This is a genomic window from Caballeronia sp. M1242, from assembly GCF_017220215.1.
Lineage (GTDB): Bacteria > Pseudomonadota > Gammaproteobacteria > Burkholderiales > Burkholderiaceae > Caballeronia.
This window is the reverse complement of the sequence record NZ_CP071132.1, coordinates 410,833-436,441: the sequence shown is the minus strand read 5'-3', so window position 1 is coordinate 436,441 and position 25,609 is coordinate 410,833. Positions and strand designations below refer to the sequence as shown.

The 25,609-nt window shown below is 63.7% G+C and carries 21 protein-coding genes; 15 read left to right on the top strand and 6 right to left on the bottom strand.

The window, feature by feature from the left end; all coding sequences use genetic code 11:
• Nucleotides 1–217 precede the first annotated feature (217 nt).
• Nucleotides 218–1,183 carry a bile acid:sodium symporter family protein gene (locus JYK05_RS25490; RefSeq protein WP_175945907.1) on the top strand — a complete coding sequence of 322 codons (966 nt, stop codon included), beginning with the start codon at nucleotides 218–220 and terminating at the stop codon, nucleotides 1,181–1,183.
• A 143-nt stretch (nucleotides 1,184–1,326) separates the two neighbouring features.
• Nucleotides 1,327–2,559, top strand: a complete 1,233-nt coding sequence (locus JYK05_RS25485; RefSeq protein ID WP_206470627.1) for a multidrug effflux MFS transporter — start codon at nucleotides 1,327–1,329, stop codon at nucleotides 2,557–2,559.
• Nucleotides 2,560–2,589: 30 nt separating this feature from the next.
• Here the strand turns inward: JYK05_RS25485 and JYK05_RS25480 are convergent, their stop codons facing one another.
• The 5 genes from JYK05_RS25480 to JYK05_RS25460 all read right to left on the bottom strand — a co-directional run bounded on the left by JYK05_RS25480 (nucleotide 2,590) and on the right by JYK05_RS25460 (nucleotide 6,088).
• Complete coding sequence (locus tag JYK05_RS25480; RefSeq protein WP_206470626.1) at nucleotides 2,590–3,366, bottom strand: MipA/OmpV family protein; 777 nt, start codon at nucleotides 3,364–3,366, stop codon at nucleotides 2,590–2,592.
• Complete coding sequence (locus tag JYK05_RS25475) at nucleotides 3,363–4,244, bottom strand: carboxylesterase (RefSeq protein WP_206470625.1); 882 nt, start codon at nucleotides 4,242–4,244, stop codon at nucleotides 3,363–3,365. Before JYK05_RS25475 ends, JYK05_RS25480 begins: the two co-directional genes overlap by 4 nt.
• A gap of 2 nt (nucleotides 4,245–4,246) precedes the next feature.
• Nucleotides 4,247–5,044 carry a DUF4118 domain-containing protein gene (locus JYK05_RS25470; protein WP_206470624.1) on the bottom strand — a complete coding sequence of 266 codons (798 nt, stop codon included), beginning with the start codon at nucleotides 5,042–5,044 and terminating at the stop codon, nucleotides 4,247–4,249.
• 221 nt (nucleotides 5,045–5,265) lie between these two features.
• Entirely contained in the window at nucleotides 5,266–5,646 is a 381-nt protein-coding gene (locus JYK05_RS25465; RefSeq protein ID WP_206470623.1) for a hypothetical protein, read from the bottom strand.
• A gap of 19 nt (nucleotides 5,647–5,665) precedes the next feature.
• Entirely contained in the window at nucleotides 5,666–6,088 is a 423-nt protein-coding gene (locus JYK05_RS25460) for a hypothetical protein (RefSeq protein WP_206470622.1), read from the bottom strand.
• A 315-nt stretch (nucleotides 6,089–6,403) separates the two neighbouring features.
• Between JYK05_RS25460 and JYK05_RS25455 the strand changes: the two genes are divergently transcribed.
• Nucleotides 6,404–9,157 (top strand): bifunctional diguanylate cyclase/phosphodiesterase, encoded by a 2,754-nt coding sequence (locus JYK05_RS25455; RefSeq protein WP_206470621.1) that lies wholly within the window; start codon nucleotides 6,404–6,406, stop codon nucleotides 9,155–9,157.
• An 18-nt stretch (nucleotides 9,158–9,175) separates the two neighbouring features.
• Here JYK05_RS25455 and JYK05_RS25450 read toward each other — a convergent pair whose 3' ends face one another.
• On the bottom strand, nucleotides 9,176–9,475 hold the full coding sequence (locus JYK05_RS25450) for a hypothetical protein (RefSeq protein WP_206470620.1): 300 nt from the start codon (nucleotides 9,473–9,475) through the stop codon (nucleotides 9,176–9,178).
• A gap of 351 nt (nucleotides 9,476–9,826) precedes the next feature.
• On the opposite strand from JYK05_RS25450, the gene JYK05_RS25445 reads away from it, so the two are divergent.
• The 12 genes from JYK05_RS25445 to JYK05_RS25390 all read left to right on the top strand — a co-directional run bounded on the left by JYK05_RS25445 (nucleotide 9,827) and on the right by JYK05_RS25390 (nucleotide 25,609).
• Nucleotides 9,827–10,375: a hypothetical protein gene (locus JYK05_RS25445; RefSeq protein ID WP_206470619.1), complete on the top strand. Its 549-nt coding sequence runs from the start codon at nucleotides 9,827–9,829 to the stop codon at nucleotides 10,373–10,375.
• Between the two features lie 69 nt (nucleotides 10,376–10,444).
• On the top strand, nucleotides 10,445–10,996 hold the full coding sequence (locus JYK05_RS25440) for a hypothetical protein (protein WP_175945927.1): 552 nt from the start codon (nucleotides 10,445–10,447) through the stop codon (nucleotides 10,994–10,996).
• Between the two features lie 400 nt (nucleotides 10,997–11,396).
• Nucleotides 11,397–12,698 (top strand): gallate dioxygenase, encoded by a 1,302-nt coding sequence (locus JYK05_RS25435; protein WP_206470618.1) that lies wholly within the window; start codon nucleotides 11,397–11,399, stop codon nucleotides 12,696–12,698.
• A gap of 25 nt (nucleotides 12,699–12,723) precedes the next feature.
• Nucleotides 12,724–14,073: an aromatic acid/H+ symport family MFS transporter gene (locus JYK05_RS25430; RefSeq protein WP_206470617.1), complete on the top strand. Its 1,350-nt coding sequence runs from the start codon at nucleotides 12,724–12,726 to the stop codon at nucleotides 14,071–14,073.
• A gap of 19 nt (nucleotides 14,074–14,092) precedes the next feature.
• Entirely contained in the window at nucleotides 14,093–15,118 is a 1,026-nt protein-coding gene (locus JYK05_RS25425) for an amidohydrolase family protein (protein WP_206470616.1), read from the top strand.
• 2 nt (nucleotides 15,119–15,120) lie between these two features.
• Nucleotides 15,121–15,804, top strand: coding sequence for a 4-carboxy-4-hydroxy-2-oxoadipate aldolase/oxaloacetate decarboxylase (gene ligK, locus JYK05_RS25420; protein WP_206470615.1), 684 nt, complete (start codon nucleotides 15,121–15,123; stop codon nucleotides 15,802–15,804).
• A 14-nt stretch (nucleotides 15,805–15,818) separates the two neighbouring features.
• Nucleotides 15,819–16,520, top strand: a complete 702-nt coding sequence (locus tag JYK05_RS25415; protein WP_206470614.1) for a substrate-binding domain-containing protein — start codon at nucleotides 15,819–15,821, stop codon at nucleotides 16,518–16,520.
• A gap of 592 nt (nucleotides 16,521–17,112) precedes the next feature.
• Complete coding sequence (locus JYK05_RS25410) at nucleotides 17,113–18,372, top strand: nucleotide sugar dehydrogenase (RefSeq protein ID WP_206470922.1); 1,260 nt, start codon at nucleotides 17,113–17,115, stop codon at nucleotides 18,370–18,372.
• A gap of 30 nt (nucleotides 18,373–18,402) precedes the next feature.
• Nucleotides 18,403–20,913: a tetratricopeptide repeat protein gene (locus tag JYK05_RS25405; RefSeq protein ID WP_206470613.1), complete on the top strand. Its 2,511-nt coding sequence runs from the start codon at nucleotides 18,403–18,405 to the stop codon at nucleotides 20,911–20,913.
• A gap of 70 nt (nucleotides 20,914–20,983) precedes the next feature.
• Nucleotides 20,984–23,098, top strand: coding sequence for a glycosyltransferase (locus tag JYK05_RS25400; protein WP_206470612.1), 2,115 nt, complete (start codon nucleotides 20,984–20,986; stop codon nucleotides 23,096–23,098).
• A 51-nt stretch (nucleotides 23,099–23,149) separates the two neighbouring features.
• On the top strand, nucleotides 23,150–24,286 hold the full coding sequence (locus JYK05_RS25395) for a polysaccharide biosynthesis/export family protein (protein WP_206470611.1): 1,137 nt from the start codon (nucleotides 23,150–23,152) through the stop codon (nucleotides 24,284–24,286).
• 9 nt (nucleotides 24,287–24,295) lie between these two features.
• Nucleotides 24,296–25,609: an ABC transporter permease gene (locus tag JYK05_RS25390; RefSeq protein WP_206470610.1), complete on the top strand. Its 1,314-nt coding sequence runs from the start codon at nucleotides 24,296–24,298 to the stop codon at nucleotides 25,607–25,609.

Genomic DNA, 25,609 nt, shown 5'->3' with positions numbered 1-25,609 from the left:
CGCGTCGCGCGTGACCCGCGCGGCTCGGCATCGTAAGCGGGCATTCGCCCCACGAAGGCAAGCATTTCGTCCCACACGCGGCCCGCGACCCACGCCGCGCTTTGCCATCCGACGCAGCAAAACGTATCGCCGTGACGCCTTCGGGCATCACGCGCCGGCTGCTGCGCTCGACGTTCGCTCAGAACACACACGCCACGACATTCGAGGACCGCACCACATGCTTGCTCGCATTACCCGTCTTTTTCCGCTCTGGGCCGTACTTGCTTCGGTTGCCGCGTACTTCTCGCCGTCATCGGTCACCGGCATCGCGCCGCACGTGACGACACTGCTCACCATCATCATGCTGTCGATGGGCGTGACGCTTTCCATCGACGATTTCCGGCGCGTCTTCACGCGTCCGGCGCCGGTCGTCGCCGGCATCGTCCTGCACTATCTCGTGATGCCGCTCGCCGCCTGGGTCATCGCGAAGGCGCTGCGCATGCCGCCCGATCTCACCGCGGGCATGGTGCTCGTCGGCAGCGTCGCGAGCGGCACGGCGTCGAACGTGATGATCTATTTGGCGCGCGGCGATGTCGCGCTTTCGGTGACGATCAGCGCGCTCTCCACACTCGTCGGCGTGTTCGCGACGCCGCTGCTCACGCGCCTTTATGTCGATGCGTCCATCGCCGTCGATGTGCACGGCATGCTCATGAGCATCCTGCAGATCGTCGCGCTGCCGATCATCGTCGGGCTGATCGTGAATCATTTCTTCGGCAAGCTGGTGCGCAAGATCGAGCCGGTGCTGCCGCTCGTGTCGATGGTGTCGATCCTGCTCATCATCGCGGCGGTCGTCGGCGGAACGCAGAAGAGCATTGCGTCGGTGGGCGTCGTCGTGGCGCTGGGCGTGGTGCTGCACAACGGCATCGGATTGCTCGGCGGCTACTGGGGCGGGCGTCTGCTCGGTTTCGACGAAGCCGTTTGCCGCACGCTGGCGATCGAAGTGGGCATGCAGAACTCGGGTCTCGCCGCGACGCTCGGCAAGCTCTACTTCACGCCGATTGCCGCGCTGCCCGGCGCGCTGTTTTCCGTGTGGCACAACCTGTCGGGCTCGATGCTCGCGGGTCACTGGGCGGGGCGTCCGGCGAAAGGGTCGACTCGCGATGCCGACGCGCAACGCGTCGCCGCAAACCGCAGCGGCGCATAGCGGATGAGGCGCGTTCGGCGGCATCGCGCGATGACAGGCAGAATACGCGCTGACGCCGCTTCCAAGCATCATTCCATCTGAACCGGCGGATGCCTCGTCACGGCATCCGCTCCTTCGTCGCTTTGGTCGCTTTCATCGCTTTCATGAACCCTGCTCATCCGGACGGCACATTCGTCGCCGCGCGCCCGGCGAACTCGCCGCGCTTTCTGCTGTTCCTCGTGTGTCTGTTCGCATCGGCAGGGCAGCTTGCCATCGACATCTACGTGCCCGCGCTACCCGCGATGGCGCGCTATTTCGCGACCTCGCCGCAAGCGATCCAGTCGAGCGTCTCGGGCTACATGGCGGCCTACGCGCTCGGCCAACTGACGCTCGGACCCGTGGCGGACGCATACGGCCGCAAGCGCGTGCTCGCGTTCGGGCTCGTCGTCTTCACGCTCGGCTGCCTGCTGTCGCTCGCCGCGACGAACCTCGAAACGTTTCTCATCGCGCGCTGCCTGCAAGGCTTCGGCATTGCGGCGACGAATCTGCTCGCGAAGGCCATCATCACCGATTCGTTCTCAGGCCATGCGTTGATGCACGCGTTCACGTATATGTCGATCGCTTGGGGGCTCGCCCCGATTGTCGCGCCCGTGATCGGTGCGCATCTGCAAACCGCGTTCGGCTGGAAGGCGTGCCTCGTCTTCCTGCTGATCTATTCGATCGTGATGTGGGCGCTGGTGTGGCGTTATCGCGAGACCTTGCGGCGGCCGGTGCGGCTCGAGCCGCGCACGCTGATGGCGAACGCGGGCAAGGTGCTCGCAAGTCCGGTGTTTCAGAGCTGCTTTCTCGCGCAGGGCCTGTGCTACAGCATTCTGCTCGTGTTCAATATCGTCGGACCGTTCATGGTCCAGAACACGCTGCACAAGCCGCCGACGTACTTCGGTTATCTCGCGCTCGGCATCGGCATGATGTACTTCTTCGGCGGTCTGTCGAACCGCGTGCATGGTCCGCGTCTGCCGAGCGCCGAAGCGCGGCTGCGCATCGGCTCATGGACGATGGCGGCTGCGTCGGCCGTCATGCTGCTGCTCGCGTTGACCGTCGGCCTTCGGGTATGGACGCTCGCGCTGCCCGTGCTCGTGATGGGCTTTTGCGCCGGCGCGATGTATCCGACGCTCATGGCGAAAGGCAATTCGCTGTTCCCGCACATCGCGGGGTTGACGAGTGCGATTCTGGGCTGCGCGCTGCTGCTTGTTTCGTCGGCGATGATGGGACTCGCGGGCTTCGTCTCGGTGCAGGTGCTGACGCCGCTCGCCGCGTTCTTCGTGCTCGTCGGAATGACCGTCGTATGGATGGTGGGCAAGCTGCTGCGGCATCTGGAAGCGCAGGGCAACGGCTAGTCTCGCGAGACTACCGCTCGCATCGCGGCATCAGAAGTGATATGCAACAGACGCCACGCCATTGAGATCGAGACGGCGCTCGGTGATCGGACTGCCGCCGGCATATTTTTCGAGCCGTCCGATTTGCGCCGTCACATCGGCGGACCAGTGAGCGTTCATCGTGTACGTCGCGTTCAGGCCGAGGTGGATATCGCGCAAGCCGGAACCCGTCGCGTACTGGGGCAAGCCGGACGCGGCGCTTTCCTGCGCGCTGACGCCGAAAAAGGTCCTCGTATAAGCTGCATTCGCCCACGTCAGGCCCGGCCCGACCGAGAGCAAGAGCTTGCCCAACGGAGCCGACATATAGAGGTCCGTCATCGCGGTGAGACCTTGCCCCGTTCCGGCGATGTCCTGATAGACGGCAGCCGCGCCGGTGAACGCCCACCACGTGTAGTCTGCAAAAAGCCGCAGCTTGGGGCCGTAGTGGACATTAGGCAAGCCCTTCAGACGGGAGTCGTCGGAGGCGGATCGCGATTGAAAATCGAAGCTTAGCGACGCACCGACGTGATAGTTCTCGCCCGTCAACGCATTCACGCCGAGCACGTCCGGGCCTTGCGAGAAGATGCGTTCCTTCCACGATATGTCCTGAACCGGGAACGGCAGCACCTGCAATTTCGACGAGCCGGGATACTTCGGAAAGACGTACAGGCCGGGCCCGATCGACACCTTCCAGTCACTCGCGGGCGGCGGCTCATCAGCGTCCGCCGGGTGCGTAGTAGCCGTTAGCACAAGGGCGAGGGCCGCCGCGACCGCGCACGTGCGATTCATGCCTTCCTCGCAACGGTCGCCAATTGCCGCAAACGTCGCGCGAGGGCGCGCGACACGACCGGCGTCGGCGCATGGTTCGATTCCGAGGCGGCCGCGCTTTCGCGCAAGAAGAGCGCGCATTCCCGCGCGACGACTTCGCGCTCGTTATCCGATGTGATCATGTGATATGAATCGTCGAGCCAGATCGTGCGGAGGAACGACGCCCCGACGTTCTTGCCCACGAAGCGCGCGTTATGCGGGCTCGACGTCTCGTCGTCGATGGCGTGAATGATGAGGCAGTCCGTCGTGATGCCCTTCAGCTCCTTGCGCACCGCGTGAGCGAGGCGGCTGGCTTCGTGCAGCGCCGGCATGGCGATGGACGCGGGACCGACTTCGCTGATTTCGTTCTTCTGCATCGCGCGCGCGATCTTCGAGCGCAACGCCTCGTTGCGCAAGCCGTAGGGCTCCTCTTCGCGATAGCGGTAGCGTGAGCGCAACGGCGTGTAGTAGAGGTAGTTAAGCAGGAAGCGGTACCACGGTATCGCCCAGCCGTCGTAGTCGAGCGTGACCGACAGCAGCAACAACGCGCGCGCGTCCGGGCGTCGTTGCGCGACTGCCGCTGCGAGCGTCGCGCCCATCGAAAGCCCGCATACGGAGACGTGGCGATAGCGCGCGGCAAGCGCGTCGAATTCCTTGACGGCCGCGTCGATCCATCCTTCCATCGCTTCGTGTCCGGTGCCCGCGCTGTATCCGCGCAATTCCGGCGTATGCGTTGCGAAACCTTCGTCGGCGAGAAAGCGCGCGAGGAAACGCAGTTCGAGTGGCGAACTGGAAAGGCCGTGCAGAAGCAAAACGGCGTGATCGTGGCCGTGTGCCGATGAAAACTCGGGCGCGTTCATAATCAGTCTTCTGCTCGCAGGATCAGGAAGTCGCCCGACGGCGTGACGAAGCGCTCGCACACGCACTCGACGGCTTGCCAGTCGTCGCGTCCGCCGGACCGGAAACGGATGCGGTGATGCCCCGGCGTCAGGCGAACGCTTACGCGGGCAAGATCCTCTTCGTGCGCCTCGGCATGCTTCGTCCCGTACGCGATGCCTGAGCCGAACGATGTGTCGTCGAAGACGCCGTTGCGCGTGGCAGTCGCCGCCGCCACGACACTGCCGGGCGACACGCCGTTCGCCAGGTCGAGCGCCTTGATGACGATGAGCGAGCGATTGTATTGCGCGATGTGATGCAGCATCCGATGCATTTCGTCCGTGGCGCGACGCGCGATGAGCCGCTCGTTGTCGTGACGCAGCAGCATTTCATAGCGCGACTGCGCGACCGCCGCGAGCAACTCCGCGCGATACTGCGCGCGTCGCAAGCGCTCGATCAGCGTGATGACGACGATCGTGATGAGCGGATAGGAGATGAGCAGCCGGAAGTCGGAAGCGTCGATGACGTCGATGCGCCCGTACGGCGGGACGAACAGATAGTCGGCGATCACGAGCCCCGCCAACATCACGAACGAGGCGGGCGCGAGGCCGCAATAGTACTGAACGAGCGCCGCAGCGATCAGGAAAGCCGCGCCGGGCATGACGGGACCGAGCAACGGGTGCAGCATCGTTCTGATGACGCCGGCGGCAAAAAGTGCTGCTCCGGCGATGAGCCACCTCTTTGCTCCGCGCGGCGCCCACCGTTTGGAGTTTTTGATTTGCATGCGTTCGACGCGATTTTGATGTTCTTTGCCTGGCCCGGGCGATAAAGCGGGACGCTTGCCGCGCAGTCAGATCGAGAGCGGTGCGTAGTATCGTGCGATTATAGGGTTCTTGTTGATCGCCGAATTCCCAGAACTGGGGGTTGATGTCACTGCTATCGCCGATTAGGAAGATGCCGAGGCAAAGGCATCAAGGCGCGGCCTGCTCGCCGCGCCTTGCGCCGTCAAACCATCGCGTCCTCGGTCAGCGCTATGGCGTGACGCTTGGCCACAGCAGAAAGCTGAAGCGGCCAGTCTGCGACGTCGCCCGCATCATGCAAATCTTCGAGGTCGTGAAGTAGCGCTAACGTTTCCGCGCGATACACGTCGACACCGGACATCGCCAGCGCGCGCAGTAGCGGACCGTCTTGCCCCGTCTTGTAATAGCTGATTCCGAGGCCTTCCAGCGGATGACCGTAGTGCGCGTCATCGATCAGGATGCCGATTGCGCATCGGCGGCCGTCTTGCCCGCGCAGGCGGCAGGTTCCGTCGTCATCCACGGATAAGGCCTGCTGCGCAAGCAGATGCGACCGCACTTTTGCGAAGATTTCCGTCAGGTCTTTCATGATGCGTTGCCTTGATTCACTAGGCGGCGCGCTGCAAGCGCTCGGCCGAGAGGCCGAATTGGCGCGCGATGGAACGCAGGCGGTCCTCCCATTCCCAGATGCCGAACACGTCGTGTACGTTCTGCAAGCAGCTCAACAGTTCGACCGTTTCTGGTGAGAACACGTTGATTCTTGCCCGCAAGAGCGCCTTTCTGAGCGCGGCGACGCCCACATCCATATAAGCCGGAACCCGCGTCGGGTCCGCGAGAATGAAGCGAACGGGCACGCCTTCCATGGCAGTGCGATAGTCGCCCGGCCGCACCAGCGCGCCGACGGGACAACCCCCGCATCGTCCGCGGTAAGCACCGCCTCCGCGCGGCAGCAGCGAAGCCGACCCTTGCGTGAGAAGGTGGTCGATGCTTTTTTCGAAAATTTCCTGATGCGAGAGAAACGTTTGCGACATGGTGTGCTCCGACGACAGGTTGTGCCTGAGTATCGTCGGAAGGAACGAAGCCGCGCATTGATGAAAACCCTGTTTTACCGATGATCGCGTGCATGACCGGCACGATTTACTCGTTAGCGCTTCGCAGCCTGGCGAAACGGACGACTCCTGACTTAACTAAACGGATAAGCAGCCGATAAGAGTGTTCGGAGATAGGCCGTTTTCCTTAAGTGGTCTACGGCAGTCGGCCGAGTCAGGTGCGATTCGTTGCGGCATTCGCATTCCAGGCATCGCATCGCGCACTACTACAAAAGATTTGGCGTTCGGCAAGTGGCAATGAAAAAAGACGTGCGGCGGTTCGTGCGGGGCCTTCGAGGCTCCAAAAGAGGCCGGCTTTTCGGAGCGGCGATCTTTCTGTTTGCAATTGCATCGTTCGCTGCGCTGACGTGCTATTTCGCGGCCAGATCGCGATCGCAACAGGAAGACGCGCTGCGACAAGCGCTCACGGTCAGTTCACAACTGGAACTGATCGCCAATCTGCATATCGACGCGAACGCGGACTTTCTTACCGGCGTCGGCAGCGCGCGGTTTCGATCGCTCGCCTGGCCGGTGTCGCGTGCCGTCGAAGCCATGCGCTCTTACGATCTGCTTCAGCGCTTCCTGGGTGACGACGAAGCATCGCTCTATCAGCTATCGACGCTGCGCAGCGACACGAGTCTGTGGGCATCGCAACTCGACTTGGCTGCAACGAGCGCGCGCGGTCCTGGCGCAAGCCGAACCGTCGATTCGGCGCAACTGGAAAAGGCCAACAAGACGCTTCAGTCGATCATGCATGGGCTTTCCGAACTGCAACTGGCGCAAAGGTCGAAGCTCGCAACGATGCAACTCACGGCGGAAGCGCAACTTGTCCGGCAGAAGGTCACGTTCGCCGTGGCACTCGCCACGGGTTTAATCTTGCTGGCTTATGCACTCGTGATCGCGCATCGCGCGTCGCTTTCTAGCAGCGCGGCCAAGATCGTCGCGCGCGAAGCACATGACCGCTTCATCGAATATTTCGAGCAGCATCCGCTCGCAATGCTCATCTTCGACATCCATACCGGCCGCGTGCTGACCGCGAACGCTGCGGCACAGCGTCAGTACGGAGGCAATCTCAGCGAGCTGATGCAGATTACCGCTGACGAACTGCGTCCGCCGGAGGATAGACAGCAGTTCCGGCGAGACCTGGAGATGTACGTTGCGTCGGGCGCGCCGGCAGGGTCGGGCGGCGTGCGCAGGCATACGCGCCTTGACGGTCAGATCATTCATGTCGATGTCTCGTACCATCTTCTGAACTATGCCGGCCATGAAGCGTGTTTCGTTACGGCAGCCGACGTCAGCGCGCACGAAATGGCAAGACAGGAGTTGAGGATTCGCAGTCGGGCGCTGGACGCGTCGGACAATGCCGTCGTCCTTCTGCAAACCACCGCCGAAGACGCTGTGCAGGTCATCTACGCAAACCCTGCGTTTCAGCGGCTCACGGGGCTGCCTGTTGCGGACGTTCTCGGCGAAGAAGCGGCCGACGTCCTGCCGGGAAGCATGGACGACGCCGCCTTGCTCTATACCACGTCATCGACCGCGGATCGTCTCAAAGCCGCGACGGTCGTCGAGGGACGCCGTCGAGATGGATCGCGCTTCTGGGCGCAGCGTCAGATCTCGCCCGTGCTCGATGAGCATGGCAAAACGACGCACACGGTTGCAGTGTTCAGCGACATCACGGACCGTATCAGGGATCAGGAGCGATTGCAGTTGCAGGCAAGCCTCGATCCGTTGACCGGCCTGCTCAATCGATCTGCCTTATATATGCGGCTGGCCGACATGCTCGGCACGGCCTCGACTTCTACGGCTCAGATAGCGGTCCTCTTTATCGACCTCGATAACTTCAAGGAGATCAACGATTCGCTGGGCCATGTGTGCGGCGACGAGGTTATCAAGGAGGTCGCGCGGCGACTATCGCGCAGCGTCGGCGAGTACGACGTGGTCGCGCGTTTCGCCGGCGATGAGTTCGTCGCGTTGCTTGTCGGGCGCTCGCGCGTCGACGAACTGATCGGCAGGGCGAAGGCGCTGCATGCTTCGGTGAACGCGAATCTGCGCGTGGGCGGTGAGTGCGTCGCTTCGAATGCGAGCGCTGGAGTAGCAGTTTTCCCCGATCACGCGATCGACGCAAGCACGCTGATTCGCTACGCCGATGCAGCGATGTATCACGCGAAGCGTTCCCGGCAGAGCGCGCTCGTGGTCTACGACGAGTCGATTGCGACCGCCGACGCCGAGCGTGTCGAGCTCGCGAAGCATCTCGGTCGTGCCGTTCAGACCGGTGCGTTGCGGCTGGTTTTCCAACCGCGTGTCGCGATGGGGACTGGCCAACCGGTCGCGTTCGAAGCGCTGTTGCGATGGTTCGACGGCGAGCGCGGACTCATCAGCCCCGCTGTCTTCATACCGCTCGCCGAGGAGAAAGGGCTGATCGTGCCGATAGGCGAGTGGGTATTCGAACAGGCATGCCTTCAGGCAAAAGACTGGGCGCGGGATTATCCGGACATCGTCGTTTCGATCAACGTGTCGGCCATGCAGTTTCTGCATTCCGACTTCGCAAGCACGGTGGAGAGGACGCTTGTGAAGATCGGCGTCAGTCCGCGCAACATCGAACTCGAAGTGACCGAGAGCGTGTTGATGACGCCGGCCGCGCTTGTCGCGCTCAACGCGATCAGACGAATGGGCGTGTCGATTGCGATCGACGACTTCGGCACAGGCTTCTCGAGCCTCAATTACATTCGGGAGTTCAAGCCCGACTGCATCAAGCTCGACCTGTCGTTCGTTCAGGGCATCGGTAAGTCGACGATCGATGAGGTCATCGTCAAGGCGGTGCTGGCGATGGCTCATACGCTGGGAATGAGCGTCGTTGCCGAGGGCGTCGAGACCATCGAACAGTTCGCCTTCCTCGCCGACAACGAATGCGATGAAGTGCAGGGCTTCCTCACCGGACGTCCGATGCCTGCGGCGCAGGCGCGCCAGGCGCTGAGCAGGTCCGGGAATGAGGCCGTCGAAGCGTTTGCGTAGAGCCGCTACCGAATACGCTCAGTCGCGCGGCGGGACGTTTGCCTTGTTGCCGGCGAGCGGCGCGCCATAGCCGCCGTCGTTCGCATTGTTGGGCAGGCCGTTGACCATCTGTGCGCGAGGGTCCGCCGGGTTGAGGTTCAACTCGCCTGCTTGCACGTTGCCGTGCGACGGATATTCGCTGCCGAGCGGCGCGTTCGGCATCAGCTTCGGGTTGTTGTGGGGCGCGCGCATATCCGTTTCCGGGCTCGGATGCGACTGCGCCAGAGCGAACGGCGTTGCAACGCACAATGCGGCGAAAACGAGCACTAGCTGTTTCATGACTGGCTCCCGTTGCTCAGCTCAGTATAGGTGCTCCGGTGCCGGCATCCACGGATACCCCTACGGACGAGCAGACCAGCGTTTGTCGTACGGTCTTCGTGCGCCGCAGCAGTATCGCATGTGCTTCCTTCGGTCATCTAAGCGCGCACCGACCGTCTTACATCGGCTAGCAATAATCGAGAAGTTCGACCGTGCTAAACGAAGAATCTCAGCTCGACGAAGCGTCAGCCTGTTTATGCGTTCTGACGCTTTTACTTTGCAATACGTCGGAGTCGTTCTATCCTAACGCATACGGTTGCCCGATCGCTTGCTCATTCGGCAATGCCCGCAACTGACATAAGAGGTGGAGACATGCGTGCTTTCGTCGTTTCGGTCTTATTGCTGCTGCAATTGACGGCTTCGTTCGCGGGCGAGACGCCCTTGGTGTTCGACGCGCAAGGCAAATTCGTCGGACCACTGGACGATTACGGCGGCCCCGGCGTTTATCTGACCGTCAATGGCGCGATTGCATTCGTGCCCATCGAGCGCGTGATCGTATCGGGCGACGGCGGTCCGCAGACCGTTTATTCGGCGACGCAATTCAGATGGTCGGGCATGAACGTGGCCGACTTCACGTCGACGGACTGCAGCGGCACACCGGTCATCACATTGACGACAGGCGTGCGGCCATCGACCACCATACGGCTAGGCCACGACGTCACGTTGTACGTCGCGCCTGCTACCAACTCCGCTCCGATCGTGATCGGGTCCGTGCGGTCGGGTCCGACCTTTACGTGCGCGGCATCGAGCACGCCCGTCACGGAATATGGCTGGCCGACCGAGAGCACCTTCTCGCTGACCGGCGCTTATCCCGAGCCGCTCACCGTACGCATTCCGACCGGCAACACGCCCGCGCGGTGAGGCTAGCCGAGGGACTTCGCAACAAGCGCGTCCCCACTGAACCATGACTATGGGCTTGAGGTGCATGCCATGCGCAGAATGATTCTGTTGACGCTGCTGTGCTCGGGCGCGATGACGTCGTTTGCCGATGAAGTCGAACACCACCATCATCATCGGCACGTACTGCGCGTTTTCGACGCAAACGGGAAGGAAGTCGGCCCATTGAAATACGCAGGAGGCAGCGCCGGTGTCTTCCAGTCGGTGAACGGAGCGCCGGTGTTCGTGCCGATCATGCGGCGACAAGTCTCCGGCACCGGCAACAAGATCGTCTATTCGGCGACCGAGTTCACGTGGGGATGGTATTTCATGAACCAGTTCTATTCGAGCGATTGCAGTGGCGCGCCGCTCATCCCCAGCACGACTGCATCGCGTCCCGCGTTTGCAGTGAGGAAAGGCTCGGACGTCACGGTGTATGTCGCGCCGGAAACCAACTCGCAATTCCTCACCGTCTCGTCGTATACGCTGGGCACCAACGGGCAATGCCAGCGCTATAACCCGCCCATCACGGCTGCGGGCTGGCCGGTCGACTCCAGTTGCGTGATTACACAGGAACATCCCGAGCCGTTGACGATTCACTATTGATGCACTCCTGACACGGTCGGCGCGGACCGGATGTCTCGCGTTTCGCGACGACAACGGACCACTCGACGTCGGCTCCCCGTGGTCAGCACAACGCCACCACTGGTGAAGGTCCGGTTCTCGAACAACCGGCCGTTCGCCGTGCCCTTGCGTCCTTTTTGTCAGGCCATCGGTTTTATTTATCGCGCCGCGTGGGCCGTGGCGTCGAAACCCCGCCCGCAAGCCCGCGCTGGCCGGTCGTCCATCATCTTCGCTGCGTCGCATCTCTCCCCGACTCATGGTTTACGCGCAGTACCGCGCGTGCCGTGCGGCCCGTATCGTCGGCTCACGTTCTCGCAACATACCGGGCCGCGTGCATTCCACGAGCGCCTGATTGCCCGGCACCTCACGGAGCACCTTCGACATGGCCCGCATCATCGGTGGCATCGCCGCCTCGCACACGCCCACCATTGGCTTCGCATTCGACAAGGACAAGCGCGACGATCCGGTCTGGGCGCCGATCTTCGAAAACTTCGCGCCGCTCGCGAAGTGGCTGGAAGAGAAGCGCCCCGATGTGATCCTGACCATCTATAACGATCACGTCACGTCTTTCTTCTTCGATCATTACTCGGCGTTCGCATTGGGCGTCGGCCCCGAATGGCACGTCGCGGACGAGGGCGGCGGCGCGCGCGATCTTCCGCCGATCAAGGGACATCCTGCGCTTGCCGCGCACATCGGCAGCTCCCTGATGACCGACGAGTTCGACATGTCGTTCTTCCAGAACAAGGCGCTCGATCACGGCTGCTTCTCGCCGCTGTCGATGCTGTGCCCGCACAAGCCCGAGTGGCCCGTGAAGATCGTGCCGCTGCAAATGGGCGTGCTGCAATTGCCGATACCGAGCGCGCGACGCTTCTACAAGCTCGGTCAGGCGCTGCGCCGCGCCATCGAGAGCTATCCGGAGGACATCAAGGTCGCGATTCTCGCGACGGGCGGTCTTTCGCATCAGGTGCATGGCGAACGCGCAGGCTTCAACAACACCGAATGGGACCAGCGTTTCCTCGATCTCTTCGAACGTGATCCCGAACAACTCGCGCAGATGACGATTGCCGAGTACGCGGAACTGGGCGGCTATGAAGGCGCGGAAGTCGTCATGTGGCTGACCATGCGCGGCGCGCTGTCGTCCAGCGTGGTCTGCAAGCATCGCAGCTACTACTTGCCGTCGATGGCCGGCATTGCGACGGCCATCTACGAAGGCGAGGACAGCGAGACGAAGCCCGCGATCATCGAGCGGCATCGTCAGCGCATGGCGATCGAATTGACCGACGTGGAGAAGCTGCAAGGCACGTATCCGTTCAGCATCGAAACGGCGGTGCGCGCGTATCGCATCAACGATTATCTGCATCGCATGGTCGAGCCCGCGCATCGCGAAGCCTTTCAGCAAGATCCCGAAGCGAGCTTCGAGGCCGCCGGTCTCAGCGAAGAAGAACGCGACATGATCCGCCGCCGCGACTGGCGCGCGCTGCTGCATTACGGCGTGATCTTCTTCATGCTCGAAAAGCTCGGCGCCGTCACGGGCGTGTCGAACCTGCATATCTATGCCGCCATGCGCGGCCAGACGCTCGAAGAATTCCAGAAGACGCGCAATGCGCCGGGCGCGCTGTATTCGGTTGCGGGCAAGGGCGGCGGCAAGCTCGACTGGGACAAGGCGGAGCAGGGCAAGCAATAAAACTATAGACGCACGGAGACATCACATGACTAGCGGTAGAACTATCGACATCAAGGCGTTCATCGACGAGCGGCCCATTTCCGCGTACCAGTGGCTGCTGGTGGCGCTGTGCTTTCTCGTCGTGACGGCCGACGGCATGGACGTGGCCATCATGGGGTTCGTCGCGCCGTCGATCATCGCGGACTGGCACATCTCGCGCCCGGCGTTCGGACTCGTCATGAGCGCCGCGCCCATCGGACTCGTGATCGGCGCGTTAGCCGCCGGGCCGGCGTCGGACCGTATCGGAAGAAAAGGAGTCCTGATTACGTCGGTGTTCCTGTTCGGCGTGTTCACCATCGCCACGGCATTCACCAATTCGCCGACGAGCATGGCGTTGCTGCGCGTACTGACGGGTATCGGTCTCGGCGCCGCAATGCCCAACACCACGACGCTGCTCTCCGAGTACGCGCCGCAACGCAAGCGCGCGCTGCTCATCACCATCATGTTCACGGGCTTCAATCTCGGCTCGGCGCTGATCGGCTTTGTCGCGGGCTGGCTCATTCCGACGCACGGCTGGCGTTCCGTGCTGATCTTCGGCGGCGGCCTGCCGCTCGTGCTGATTCCGCTGCAAATCTGGCTGCTGCCCGAATCGGCGCGCCTCTTGGCGGTGCGCGGCGCGACCTCGCAAAAGATCGGCAAGGTGCTGGGCCGCGTGTGCGGCGCGCGCTTCGCGGGCGATGAAACCTTCGTTTCGACTGAGCCGCCGCTGCCGACCAAGCGCCCCATCGGCGTGCTGTTCTCGCACGGCTACGGCCTTCTGACGGCGGCGCTGTGGGTGACCTACTTCATGGGCCTGCTCGTGATCTATCTGCTCACCGGCTGGCTGCCGACGCTGATGAAAGACGCCGGCCTGACGGTCTCGGCGGCGGCGAACATCACGGCCATGTTCCAGATCGGCGGCACCATCGGCGCGATCATCGTCGGCTGGATCATGGACCGCGTGCGCCCCGCGCCGGTCATCAGCGCGGCCTATCTCGGCGGCGCGGTGTGCGTGCTCGGGCTCGCTTGGATCGGCGCGCTGTCGTCCTCGCTCGCCGTTCTTGTCTTTGCCGCGGGCTTCTGCATGAGCGGCGCGCAAACCGGCCTCAACGCGTTTGCGCCGGGCCGCTACCCGACGGTCGCGCGCGCCACCGGCGTGAGCTGGATGCTCGGCATGGGCCGCTTCGGCAGCATCTTCGGTTCCGCGTTCGGCGGCGCGTTGCTCGGCCTTGGCTGGCAGTTCGGCGCCATTCTCGCGATGCTCGCCATTCCCGCGACGCTCGCCGCCATCGCCATTCTCATCGCGCAGCGCAGCCGCACGGCCGACGCCGCCCCGCAGACGACAGCCGCACATTAGTCCTGGAGTTGAAGTCACGATGATCATCGACATACACGGCCATTACACGACCGCGCCGAAGGCGCTGGAGGCATGGCGCAACCGGCAGATCGCCGGCATCAAGAATCCGTCGGAGATGCCGCGTCCGTCCGAGCTGCATATCAGCGACGACGAACTGCGCGAATCCATCGAAAGCAACCAGTTGCGGCTGATGCGCGAGCGCGGGCTCGATCTGACCATCTTCAGTCCGCGCGCGAGCTTCATGGCGCACCATATCGGCGACTTCGAGGTGTCGAGCACGTGGGCCGCCATCTGCAATGAACTTTGCTATCGCGTGAGCCAGCTTTTCCCGGACAGTTTCATTCCGGCGGCGATGCTCCCGCAGAGCCCCGGCGTCGATGTCGCGACGTGCATCCCCGAGCTCGTGAAGTGCGTGGAGCAGTATGGCAACGTGGCGATCAATCTGAACCCGGACCCGTCCGGTGGTCACTGGACGAGCCCGCCGCTTTCCGACCGCTATTGGTACCCGATCTACGAGAAGATGGTCGAGTACGACATCCCCGCGATGATCCATGTCAGCACGAGTTGCAACGCGTGCTTTCACACGACGGGCGCGCACTATCTGAACGCGGACACGACCGCGTTCATGCAGTGCCTCACGTCCGACCTGTTCCGCGACTTCCCGACGCTGCGCTTCGTCATTCCGCATGGCGGTGGCGCGGTGCCGTATCACTGGGGACGCTTCCGCGGCCTCGCGCAGGAACTGAAAAAGCCCTTGCTGAAGGATCATTTGCTGAACAACGTGTTCTTCGACACATGCGTCTATCACCAGCCGGGCATCGACCTGCTCACGCGCGTGATACCGGTCGACAACATACTGTTCGCCAGTGAAATGATCGGCGCGGTGCGAGGCATCGATCCAGAAACCGGGCAGTATTTCGACGATACGAAGCGCTATATCGAAGCAGCGTCGATGCAGCCCGAAGCGCGCCACAAGATCTACGAAGGCAACGCGCGCCGCGTGTATCCGCGCCTCGATGCGGCGCTCAAAGCAAAGGGACAGTGAATATGTACGAACTCGGAGTGGTGTATCGAAACATCGATCGCGCCGATACCGACGCAGCGGCGAAGCTCGGCGCGCTCGGCTCGGCCACGGTTCATGAAGCGATGGGCCGCGTCGGCCTGATGAAGCCGTATATGCGCCCGATATACGTTGGCGCGCAAGCGAGCGGCACGGCCGTGACGGTGCTCTTGCAGCCGGGCGACAATTGGATGCTGCACGTCGCGGCCGAACAGATACAGCCGGGCGATATCGTCGTGGCCGCGTGCACGACCGACAACACCGATGGCTTCTTCGGCGATCTGCTCGCGACGAGCTTCAAGGCGCGTGGCGCGCGGGCGCTGATCATCGACGGCGGCGTGCGCGACGTGCGCGTGCTGACCGAGATGGGCTTCCCCGTGTGGAGCAAGGCCATTTCGGCGAAGGGCACGGTCAAGGCGACGCTTGGCTCGGTCAACATTCCTGTCGTGTGCGCGGGCGCGTGGGTCACGCCGGGCGATGTGATCGTCGCGGACGATGACGGCGTGGTCGTCGTGCCGTCTGCATCGGCGCAAAAGGTGCTGGAAAAGGCCACGGCGCGCGAGGCACTCGAAGAGGAGAAGCGCGCGAAGCTGGCAAGCGGCGTGCTCGGTCTCGACATGTACAGCATGCGCGAGCCGTTGCAGCGCGCGGGCCTGCGCTATATCGACTAATGCGAGGATTCGCGATGCATGACACCGCCACGCCGATCACGGTCATTTCCTCGATGGCGACGCGCCAGGTCCTGAACGATCTCGCCGACGTCTACATGCAGCAAGCCGGGCAGCGCGTGACGGTCGAATCGGTCGGCGGCGTCGCGGCGGCGCGGCGTATTGAGGATAACGAAGCATTCGATGTGGTGGTGCTCGCGTCGGACGTCATCGCGCGGCTTGCCGAGGCCGGGTTCGTCGATGCGACAAGCCGCGTAGGCATCGCGCGTTCGGGCATTGCGGTGGCGGTGGCGGCGGGCGCGGCGCGTCCTTCGATTGAAAGTGGCGCAGCCGTGCGCGAGGCCGTGCTCGCCGCGCGAAGTATCGGCTATTCGACGGGGCCGAGCGGTGCGCACCTTATGCGCTTGTTCGAGCGCTGGGGCATCGCGGACGCGATCGGTTCGCGCATCGTGCAGGCGCCGCCGGGCGTCGCGGTCGGCACGCTCATCGCGCGCGGCGAAGTCGAACTGGGCTTTCAGCAGATGAGCGAGCTGGTCGGCGTGGCGGGCGTGGACATCGTCGGTCCGTTGCCGGGCGACGTTCAGGCGCTGACCGTGTTTGAAGGCGCCGTGTGCGCGACAGCGCGCGCGCCGGTGGAATCGAGGGACTTGCTGGCCTTCATGGCCGCGCCTGAAAACGATGGAATCAGGCGGCGGTATGGGATGGAGGCTGCGCGGTAGGCATTCGCGAGCTTTTGGCGCCGGCGCTGTCCGGCTGCGCGATTAGCTTCTGGAAATCTCAGCGATGCTTACGCCATCAAGAAGCGGGCTTTCGAACCGGTTGCCTTGCGACAATCAAAAAATTGAAAGCATTCGCCATTTTCAAAGCGTCCCGATATTAATCTCGAAAGAGTTTGATAATCGGCAGAGATTCCGTATAGATAGCCCACGTACTGCTGGCAGATTTTAAGTGTCGTCCTATTTACACTGCAGCCACCGCCGAATCTGGCGTTCCTTTCGCTCCATTAAAGATTCGAGGAACGCTTCTTAATGCACTTATCAAGCTCACAGACTGGCTAATCCGTAAAACAGTGTTATCTGAAACATTGTTTCGAAGTCCGTCTATATCCCTTGCGCCGTCTTTATCACCTCTATAGGATTCGTTCCAATTCGCTGGGTCTGGATATTTTTAGCGAAAAGTAACCCAGACAATTAACAGCGTTCAAGGCAGATGACTGCCAACGGTGATGTTGCAACACGCTATTCAATGCGCACGGTCAGCGTTGAATAACCAGGCGTCAAGGATAATTCTGTGTCACTCAAGAAAATCGCAGTGTGTGGTCTGGGCTATGTGGGCCTGCCCGTCGCCGTCGCGTTCGCGCGCCGCTACGACGTTATCGGATTCGACGTCGATCGTCGCCGTATCGAGCATCTGAAAAAGGGCGAGGATTGGACGGGCGAAATCGAGAGCGATGTGTTGCGCGCCTCGACCATGCGCTTCACCGACAACGCAGCGGACCTCGCTGTCTGCAACTTCTTCGTGGTCGCCGTGCCGACGCCCGTCGACGAGAAGTGCATCCCCGATTTCTCGCTGCTCGTGAGCGCATGCCGCACCATCGGACCTGTGCTGCGTCCGGGCAGTATTGTCGTGTTTGAGTCCACCGTTCACCCCGGCGCGACGGAAGAAATCTGCGGGCCGGAACTCGAAAAGGCGTCGGGGTTGCGCTGCGGCGTGGACTTCAAGCTGGGCTACAGTCCCGAGCGCATCAATCCGGGCGATCGCGAGCATCCGCTGGAGCGAATCGTCAAGATCGTGTCCGGACAGGATGACGAAAGCGCGGACATCATCGCCGAAGTCTACGGCGGCATCATCGACGCGGGCGTGCATCGCGCGTCTTCCATCAAGGTGGCGGAAGCCGCGAAGGTGCTCGAAAACACGCAGCGGGATATCAATATCGCGCTGATGAACGAGATGTCCAAGATCTGCGATCTCGCCGGCATCTCGACGACGGAGGTGCTCGAAGCGGCAGGCACGAAGTGGAACTTCCTGCGCTTCACGCCGGGACTCGTGGGCGGTCACTGCATCGGCGTGGACCCGTACTACCTGACGTCGAAGGCGCAGGAGATGGGTTATCACCCGGAAGTCATACTGGCAGGGCGCCGCATCAACGACGGCATGGCGCAGCATGTCGCCGCGAAGATCGTTCAGATGCTCGCGCGCAAGCACCGTCTGGCCGGGTCCACGCGTGTCGGCATTCTGGGCATGACGTTCAAGGAGAACGTCCCCGACATCCGCAACTCGAAGGTGGTCGATCTGTACCGTGCGTTGCAGCAATACGGCATCGCGCCGCTTGCTTTGGACCCGATGGCGGACAAAGCCCAGATGGAGCATGAGTACGGCATCTCGCTCGTCGACAAGTCTCACTTCGACAATCTCGATGTCGTCGTTCTCGCCGTGCCTCATCGCGACATCATGGCCACGATCTGGCAAGACCTGCCGCACATGCTGACGGACGGCGCATTGCTGTGCGACCTCAAGTCGTCGCTGGACAAGACGCGCTTGCCCGCGAGCGTGCAGTACTGGGCGCTGTAAGCGGCATCGTCCACGTCACTCAAAACCGGTATGAGCCATTCGAAGCTGCTGGTCAGTCCCATCGGGACGTGCCGCATACATACGCCGCTGCGCAAAGGCGCCGCGCGGTATCCGATTCGGGCGCAAAGCGCGCGCAACTATGGATTCGTCCACACGAGTGCGGAGGCGCTCCAGCAATTGCGTTTCATGCTCGGTCAGCAGTCGATTCCGGCCGAGATCGAATCGCTGCTGTTCCGGCCCGGCGTCGCGGCGGCGAGCTATGCGAAGCCCTGCGCGCACGCTGACCTGACTATCGTGGAGGTGTCTTCGCGCAAGCTGCTGACGGTCGACGGTTATCCCATCCAGATCAACTACATGGGCCGGTACTTCGCAGATTTCTTCGCGGACCGGGCGCGTTCGCGGACGTTCTGGTCGATGGCATCGGTCAAGAAGATGGCCGAGCGGCGCGCATGGCTCGAACAGGAGCCGAACTTCAGGCGGCTTGCGGCGGCGGATCAGGCCTTGCTCGCGCGCATCGTGCGAAGGGAACAGACGGACGACGAGATCGAGCGCGACATGCGGGAGATTGCCGCGCTCGTCGGAAGGGAGAAGCTGGTGTTCGTCACGCACGTTGACGCCGCGCCGCCCGACAATCCGGTGATCGAGCAGCGGCACCGCCTGATCGAGACGGTGAGCGATATCGCGCGGCGCATGCAGGTGCCTTGCTACGATCCGACGCCGCTGATGCACGAGGTCGGCCAGGCTGACGCGATGGAGCAGGGCGGACTCGATCTCACGCACTTCACCGATGCGTTCGCCGATCGTCTGGTGGACGACTGGCATCGCTGCTTTCTCGCGGCGCATATCGCCGCATCGGGCGTGCGCGACGGCGGCGCGCGCTTGCAGAAAGAAACGCAGCCGGTAGACGAGGCCGCGAGCATCGAGATGGCATGGAACGAAGTACGCCTGTGCGAGGCGTCGCGGCGAGTGCGCGCCGTGTTGCGCGCCGACCCGACACGCGCGGAGCACGGCCTGTTGCTCGCGCGCATGCAATTCGAACTGGGCGATTACGAAGGCGCGATCAGCGTGCTCAAGCAGCGAGAGGCCGACGACGGCTCAGACGACAACGCCAACCGCGTGTTGATGCGGTGCTACTTCGAACTCGACGATTTCGAGAACGCGTTGGCGCTCGCGACTGCGATGCTCGGAGACGAAGTGGAAACGCCCGAGCTATTGCGCGTCAGCGCCCTCTCCGCCACGCGCCTCGGCGACGCGAGGACAGCGCTTGCAAGCTGGAAGCGCCTGTTCCGCCTGACGAACGACGACGCCGAAGCCGCCAGCGCGGTGCTATCCCTGCTGCAATCGGCTGGGGAAGCGGAAAGCGCGGAAAACTGGGCCGAAGAAGTGCGCGCGACGTTGCCGGCGCACGCTCCGAGCTATGCATTGCTGTGGAACCGCAAGCTCGACACGAAGAACCGCGCGGCGCTGATGCGGCTTGCCGGTGAGTCGCTGCCGCTGCCCGCGCGCGAAGCGCTGGCGCTCGCGGAGCGGGCGGTCGGCGAGGGCTTCGCGGCGCCCGCGGCCGCGTTGGCCGTATCGCAGGCATTCGCCGCGAATGATTCGGCCGATGTGGCGGGCTGGCTGAACCACCAGATCGCGCGGTGGCTTGCCGAGGGCGAAGCGGCAGTGGCCGCAGGCGATCTCCGCGTGGCTGCCGACCGCATTCAGGCGGCGTGCCTCGCACAGCCCGCGAACGCGGACGCATTGCGCGCGCGCCGGGCGCTCGAGCGGCACATGCGTCAAGCGGCTCGCGCGGCCATCGTCGAGCAGAATTTTCATGCGGCAGTCGGCCTGATCGACATCGCCTTGCAGACGAGCCTCACGTTCCCCCACCTCGACAGCTTGCGTGGGCGGGCAGCGGAAGCGCTCGGCGATACGCCCACGGCGCTTCGTCACTTGCGACTGGCTGCGGACCAGCCCGGCGCGCCGCTCTCAGCGCGTCTTCATCTCGCGCGCGTGGCCGTTCGGGCCGGACGTTATGCCGAAGCGATCGAGGCTTTCTCGCAGATCGCTGCAAACCATGAAGCGGACTCCGCCATGCGCGACGACGCGGCGCGTCAGATCTCGACGTTGCGAGGGCGCTCGATTCGCGCCGCCCGCGACATGCTGGCTCGCCAGGAGTACGACGCGGCGTGGGCGCTGCTTCATCTGATCGAAAGCGCCGACGCCTCGGGCGCCGATGTCGCCGTCGAGAAAAAGCGCGTCGTCGCGGCGTTGCGCGCGCAGTTGCGCGGACTCGATTCCGCGAGCGGCGAGGACCGCCTGGCGCTCGGCGAAGCAATCCTGAAGCTCGTGCCGGACGATCCGGTCGGCCTGAAGGCGGCGGCATCGGGCGCCATGCGTCTGCATCGCTTTGCGCAGGCGCTGCCGTACTGGAAGGCGCTTCGCCAGCAGTCCGGCGATGTCGAACAGATCGACGCCAACATCCGCAAGTGCCTGCTGTGGGCCGAACGCGACAGGCGCAAGACGATCTCGCCGCCGCAGCCCGCGAAGGCCGCATGACCGCGTAAGCGGGATTTGCCTTGCGCAGCACGGTCCCGCCGTCCTCCGAAATAATATTGCAGTCCTAACGATGACTCAAGTAACGCAAGCGAGCGCCACGGCGGCGGAATCGCCGGTGACATGGATCGCTCCCGAATCGGCGCCGGCTGCATCAACTCAATCGAGCCGCGCAACCGACACCGACACCGTGCGTGAAGAACTCGCCCGGCTGGTGGCGCACGCGCGCACGGCCCGTCTCGCGCAAGACGCGCTCGCCGAGGCGCGAAGCCTCGTTCGCGATCACGCGCAAGGCGCCGACTCGCGCCTTTTGCTGTTGCAGTTGATGGAAATGGCCGGGGATGCGGAGGGCACGCTCGACGCCTGGCATGCGCTGTCGGCGGATTGCCCGGACCATGCGGGCATCACGCGCGGTTACGCGCTGCGGCTCGTCAAGGAAAAGAAGGTTGATGCGGCGCTGGAGCACATCGACCGCTGCATGCCGGAATCGCTCGACGACGCGTCGGCGAGTCTCGCGCGCGCCGAGCTTCTCGCGGACGTGCGCGCGCACGAGGCGTCGGATGCGTTGTTCGAACGCCTGATCGCGCGGCACGACCGACGCGATATTCGCATTGCCTTCGCCAAGCGACTCAGCAAGCGCGGACGGCTCGCGCAGGCGGTCGCCGTGCTGGAACCGATCGCCGCGTCGCTCGCGCCCGACAGCAAGGCCGGGCGACTGGCGGCCGCGCTGGCGAGCGATTACACGTTCTATCGACAGTATGAATCGGACGACGTGCTCGCGAGCGCCGACATCAAGATCGTGGCGATGAAGCACGCGATCCTGTCGTTCCGCCAGCGCGTTGTGCGCTGTGCGGACGGCGAACGCGCGAAAGCCATCGCGCTCGTCACAGGCAGCCTCGGACCGGGCGGCGCCGAGCGTCAGCTGACGAGGCTTGCCTGCCATTTGCGCAAGGATGCGCTGCATGGCGGCGCGTCGGCGGCGGTGAGCCGCGTCGAAGTGCTCGTCAGACAGCATACGGAAACCACGCGTGAGCCGAACGGCCAGCGGCTCGACTTCTTTCTCGGCACATTGAACGATGCGGGCGTGCCCGTCACGCAGATCAACGACCTGCCCGTTGTCGTGGCCGGCGATCGATCCGTGACGGACGCCAACCTGCTGCGCATGCTCGGCAACCTGCCGCCGCCAGTGCACTACGGCGTGGGACGCCTCGTACCGTACTTTCGCGAGCGCCGCTTCGATGTGGTCAGTCTTTGGCAGGACGGCACATGCCTGTTCGGCGCGCTCGCCGCCTTGCTGGCGGGCGTGCCGGTCATCCATCTTGTGTTTCGCGGATTGCCGCCGAACATTCGCCGGGAGCGCGACCGCCCCGAATACGCGGTGCTCTATCGGGCCCTGGCCGAGGTGCCCGGCATCCACTTCGTCTGCAACAGCCGCGCGGGCGCGCAAGCGTACGCCGCATGGGTCGATCTGCCGCTGGCGCGGTTCCATGTGCTCTATAACGGCGTGCCCGAACTCGACACCACCGGTTCGATCGAGGACGAAGAGCGCTGGGAGGCGTTCGCGAAGAAGACCGCGGACGCATCCGAGACGATCGGCGGCGTCTTTCGCTTCGAGCCCGACAAGCGGCCGTCGTCATGGATCAGGCTCGCGGCGCGGTATCTGAAGAAGCGGCCGCGCGCGCGTTTCGTGATTGTCGGCGACGGGCGGTTGCAGCAGAAGGCCGTCGAGCTTGCGAACGAGTTGGGCATCTCGAACCGGCTTCTGTTCGCGGGCTTGTCGTCGCATGTGGGCTACTGGTATTCAAAGATGGACGTGAAAGTCTTGCTCTCGCGCTTCGAAGGGCTGCCCAACGTGCTCATCGAAGCGCAGATGCTCGGCGTCGCCACGCTTTCGACGCCGGCAGGCGGCGCGGGCGAGTGCTTCGTGGATGGCGTGACCGGGCACTTGCTCGAATGCGCCGATCAGCCCGACTTGCAGGCCGCCTGCGACAAGCTCGCCGCGCTCGTCGACCGCTGCAAGGCGGACGGCGCTACGCGGGAGCATGCGCGTCAGCGGGCGCGCATGCTGTTTTCGGTCAACGCGATGACGAGCAAGTTCGCAGAACTCTGCGCTTCGACGGCACAAGGCGCTGAGTCGACCGCGCCGACCCAGCCGACCGACGAGCAGGAGAGCCCGCTTGTCGCGTGATGCATGCATGAGAGCGGGCGCGTGTGGCTCGATGGTTCAGAGAAGGAAGCGATGAAATCGTTGGCTCGTGAAATCTTCCCGGCGAAAGTCACCCGCGCGCGACAGTGCGCGGCGTTGCTGCTCGGCCTTGCCAGCGCGTGCTTCCTTCAGGGATGCGGCTTGCCGCGCAGCGGGCCGATGGTGAGCGAGATCAACGCATCGGACGCGCGGGGCGACGTCGTGCTCGTTCCCGCGACAGCCCAGACGGTTCTTGCCGGACATAGCGCGCGCCCTTCGACGTTTCCGCCCGCGTTCGCGCACGCGGCCGCGTTCGACTACGAACGTCTCGCGCCAGGCGATGGCATAGACGTGACCGTCTTCGAGCGCGACGGTCTCGCCGTTTATCCGGCCGGGCCGAACGGCGCGTCTGACCTGGGCGAGATGATCGTCGACCGTGCAGGCGACATCTACTTGCCATATGTGGGCAGCATCCGCGCAGAGGGGCTGACCGCAGCCGAACTACGCGCTGCGATCATGCGGCGTCTGAGCCGGCTCATGACTGCTTCGGACGTCGTCGTGCGGCCCACGACGCGGCGCGGACAGACGGTCACGGTTCAGGGCGATCTTCAAAAGCCCGGCGTGTATGCGCTCGGCCGCGACATGTCTCGCCTGAGCGATGTGCTCGGCCTCGCCGCGCCCAGTCAGGTCAACCCCGAACAGTTGGCGATTTTGGTGCGACGTCAAGGCACGGAAGCCACCATACGGCTTGCGGACGTGTATCGAACGCGCGCCAACGACATTCCGCTGCGACCGGGCGATTCGATCATCGCGCATGACGTGGTCGAACAGGTCGTGGTGCTCGGCGCGGCGGGCGTGCAAGGGCGCATCAAGGTGCCGAAGCGCGATTACACGCTTCTCGATGCGCTCGGCGATTCGCGCGGTCTTAGCGACGCGCTCGCGAATCCGCGCGGCGTGTATCTGCTGCGCAGAGCCGGGACGAGCGAGCGCGGGCCGGGCGATGCACGACCGACCGTCTATCAGTTCGATTTCACGCGGCCGGAGCAGATTGCACTCGCGGGCCAGTTCGTCGTGCATGACGGCGATGCCGTGCTGGTATCCGACGCCCCGTTCACGCAAGTGCAGAAGCTGCTGTCCACCTTCAGCGCGTCGCTCGGCACCGCGCGCTCGGTGAGCGCGCTGGCGGATTGACGCGGCATCATGAGCAATAAGAGGCGGATAGACGACTGGCGCGCGCGTCGGCGAACAAACGGCTACCGGATCGGCGCGGGCGCGCAGATGGAAGACGCCGGGCCGCACGCGCCCGCGACGACGCTCGCGCTTATCCTCGCGGCGCTGCGCCGTTCACCGCGCGAGACGCCTGGGCAGCGGCGTCAGGTGTACGAGTCGCTACAGGCGCGTCTTAGCGAGGGCGTGCCGCCCGCAGACGAAGAAACGCTCGATCTGCGGCGACGGCAACTGCGCACCGCGATTCGTCTCCTGGAGAACGACATCCGCGCGGGCGTCGATGTGTTCGCTCCCGGCTACGCGCCGGCCACGCTCGCACGAGAAGAAGCGCATCTTGCCGATGCACACGAAAAGCGCGTCCGCCGCCGTCGCGAAGAAGAAGCGCGCGAGGCTCGCCGCAGCGCGTCGCGCGAGGACCGCGCGCTGACGCCGGACGTCAGCGCCGGCGAAGCCAGCGACCTCGCGGCGCTGAAGTCTCGCATCGCCTCGCTTCATGCGAGACAACGGCCACGGGCGGTGCAAGCCGGCCGCTCCGACCTGCGCGCGTTGCTTCCGATGCTGATCTTCCAGCTCGACACCATGCAAGGCGAAAGCCGCTTCGCACTCGCGTGGGCGTTTTTCGGACCGGCGGTGCTGCTCACGCTCATTTCGTCGCTCTACTTGCTGACGGGAACCCAGTTCATTCTGGGAATGGACGTGCCGACCTTCTCGTTGCTGGGCGCGACGACGTGGATCATGTTCCGGCAGATCATCTTTCGAAGCAGCACGAGCTACATCTCCGCTCGCGGATGGCTCAACCTTCAGGGCGTCACGCCGCTCCTGTGCGCGTGCGTGCAGGCCGTGCTGTATCAGGCCATCTTCGTTCTCGTGTTCGCGACGCTGATTCTCGTCGGCCACGGGTTCGATCTGATCAGCTTGCCGGCGAGCTGGCCCGCGTTCTTCGGCTATGTGATCGCGATGGGCTTCGGCGGCGCGTCGACGGGCGTGTTCTTCGGCGCTATCGCGAGCAAGTGGCGCTTCTTCCTGCGCCTTGCCACGGCCATCGAACGACTGCTCGAAATCTTCAGCAGCGTGTTCTTCGTGTCGGAGCAGTTGCCGGAGCAGTATCGCGGGTGGTTCTTGTGGTCGCCGTTCGCGCACGGCATGCAGCTATTGCGCTCGGCGTATTTCGAAAGCTATCGCTCGACGGATGCGCGTCTCTCCTACTTCGTCACGTCGCTCGTCCTTCTTGCGGCCGTGGCGCTTTGCGCCGAACGGTTCGCGCGATGCAACGTCCAGCCGATGTGA

What these genes read in the sequence shown, in the direction of transcription:
- JYK05_RS25395 (WP_206470611.1), top strand. Translation starts at nt 23,150, where the DNA reads ATGAAATCGTTGGCTCGTGAAATCTTCCCGGCGAAAGTCACCCGCGCG.
- JYK05_RS25480 (WP_206470626.1), bottom strand. Translation starts at nt 3,366, where the DNA reads ATGAATCGCACGTGCGCGGTCGCGGCGGCCCTCGCCCTTGTGCTAACG.
- JYK05_RS25390 (WP_206470610.1), top strand. Translation starts at nt 24,296, where the DNA reads ATGAGCAATAAGAGGCGGATAGACGACTGGCGCGCGCGTCGGCGAACA.
- ligK (WP_206470615.1), top strand. Translation starts at nt 15,121, where the DNA reads ATGTACGAACTCGGAGTGGTGTATCGAAACATCGATCGCGCCGATACC.
- JYK05_RS25470 (WP_206470624.1), bottom strand. Translation starts at nt 5,044, where the DNA reads ATGCAAATCAAAAACTCCAAACGGTGGGCGCCGCGCGGAGCAAAGAGG.
- JYK05_RS25460 (WP_206470622.1), bottom strand. Translation starts at nt 6,088, where the DNA reads ATGTCGCAAACGTTTCTCTCGCATCAGGAAATTTTCGAAAAAAGCATC.
- JYK05_RS25465 (WP_206470623.1), bottom strand. Translation starts at nt 5,646, where the DNA reads ATGAAAGACCTGACGGAAATCTTCGCAAAAGTGCGGTCGCATCTGCTT.
- JYK05_RS25435 (WP_206470618.1), top strand. Translation starts at nt 11,397, where the DNA reads ATGGCCCGCATCATCGGTGGCATCGCCGCCTCGCACACGCCCACCATT.
- JYK05_RS25490 (WP_175945907.1), top strand. Translation starts at nt 218, where the DNA reads ATGCTTGCTCGCATTACCCGTCTTTTTCCGCTCTGGGCCGTACTTGCT.
- JYK05_RS25430 (WP_206470617.1), top strand. Translation starts at nt 12,724, where the DNA reads ATGACTAGCGGTAGAACTATCGACATCAAGGCGTTCATCGACGAGCGG.
- JYK05_RS25400 (WP_206470612.1), top strand. Translation starts at nt 20,984, where the DNA reads ATGACTCAAGTAACGCAAGCGAGCGCCACGGCGGCGGAATCGCCGGTG.
- JYK05_RS25450 (WP_206470620.1), bottom strand. Translation starts at nt 9,475, where the DNA reads ATGAAACAGCTAGTGCTCGTTTTCGCCGCATTGTGCGTTGCAACGCCG.
- JYK05_RS25455 (WP_206470621.1), top strand. Translation starts at nt 6,404, where the DNA reads ATGAAAAAAGACGTGCGGCGGTTCGTGCGGGGCCTTCGAGGCTCCAAA.
- JYK05_RS25445 (WP_206470619.1), top strand. Translation starts at nt 9,827, where the DNA reads ATGCGTGCTTTCGTCGTTTCGGTCTTATTGCTGCTGCAATTGACGGCT.
- JYK05_RS25415 (WP_206470614.1), top strand. Translation starts at nt 15,819, where the DNA reads ATGCATGACACCGCCACGCCGATCACGGTCATTTCCTCGATGGCGACG.
- JYK05_RS25485 (WP_206470627.1), top strand. Translation starts at nt 1,327, where the DNA reads ATGAACCCTGCTCATCCGGACGGCACATTCGTCGCCGCGCGCCCGGCG.
- JYK05_RS25475 (WP_206470625.1), bottom strand. Translation starts at nt 4,244, where the DNA reads ATGAACGCGCCCGAGTTTTCATCGGCACACGGCCACGATCACGCCGTT.
- JYK05_RS25425 (WP_206470616.1), top strand. Translation starts at nt 14,093, where the DNA reads ATGATCATCGACATACACGGCCATTACACGACCGCGCCGAAGGCGCTG.
- JYK05_RS25440 (WP_175945927.1), top strand. Translation starts at nt 10,445, where the DNA reads ATGCGCAGAATGATTCTGTTGACGCTGCTGTGCTCGGGCGCGATGACG.
- JYK05_RS25405 (WP_206470613.1), top strand. Translation starts at nt 18,403, where the DNA reads ATGAGCCATTCGAAGCTGCTGGTCAGTCCCATCGGGACGTGCCGCATA.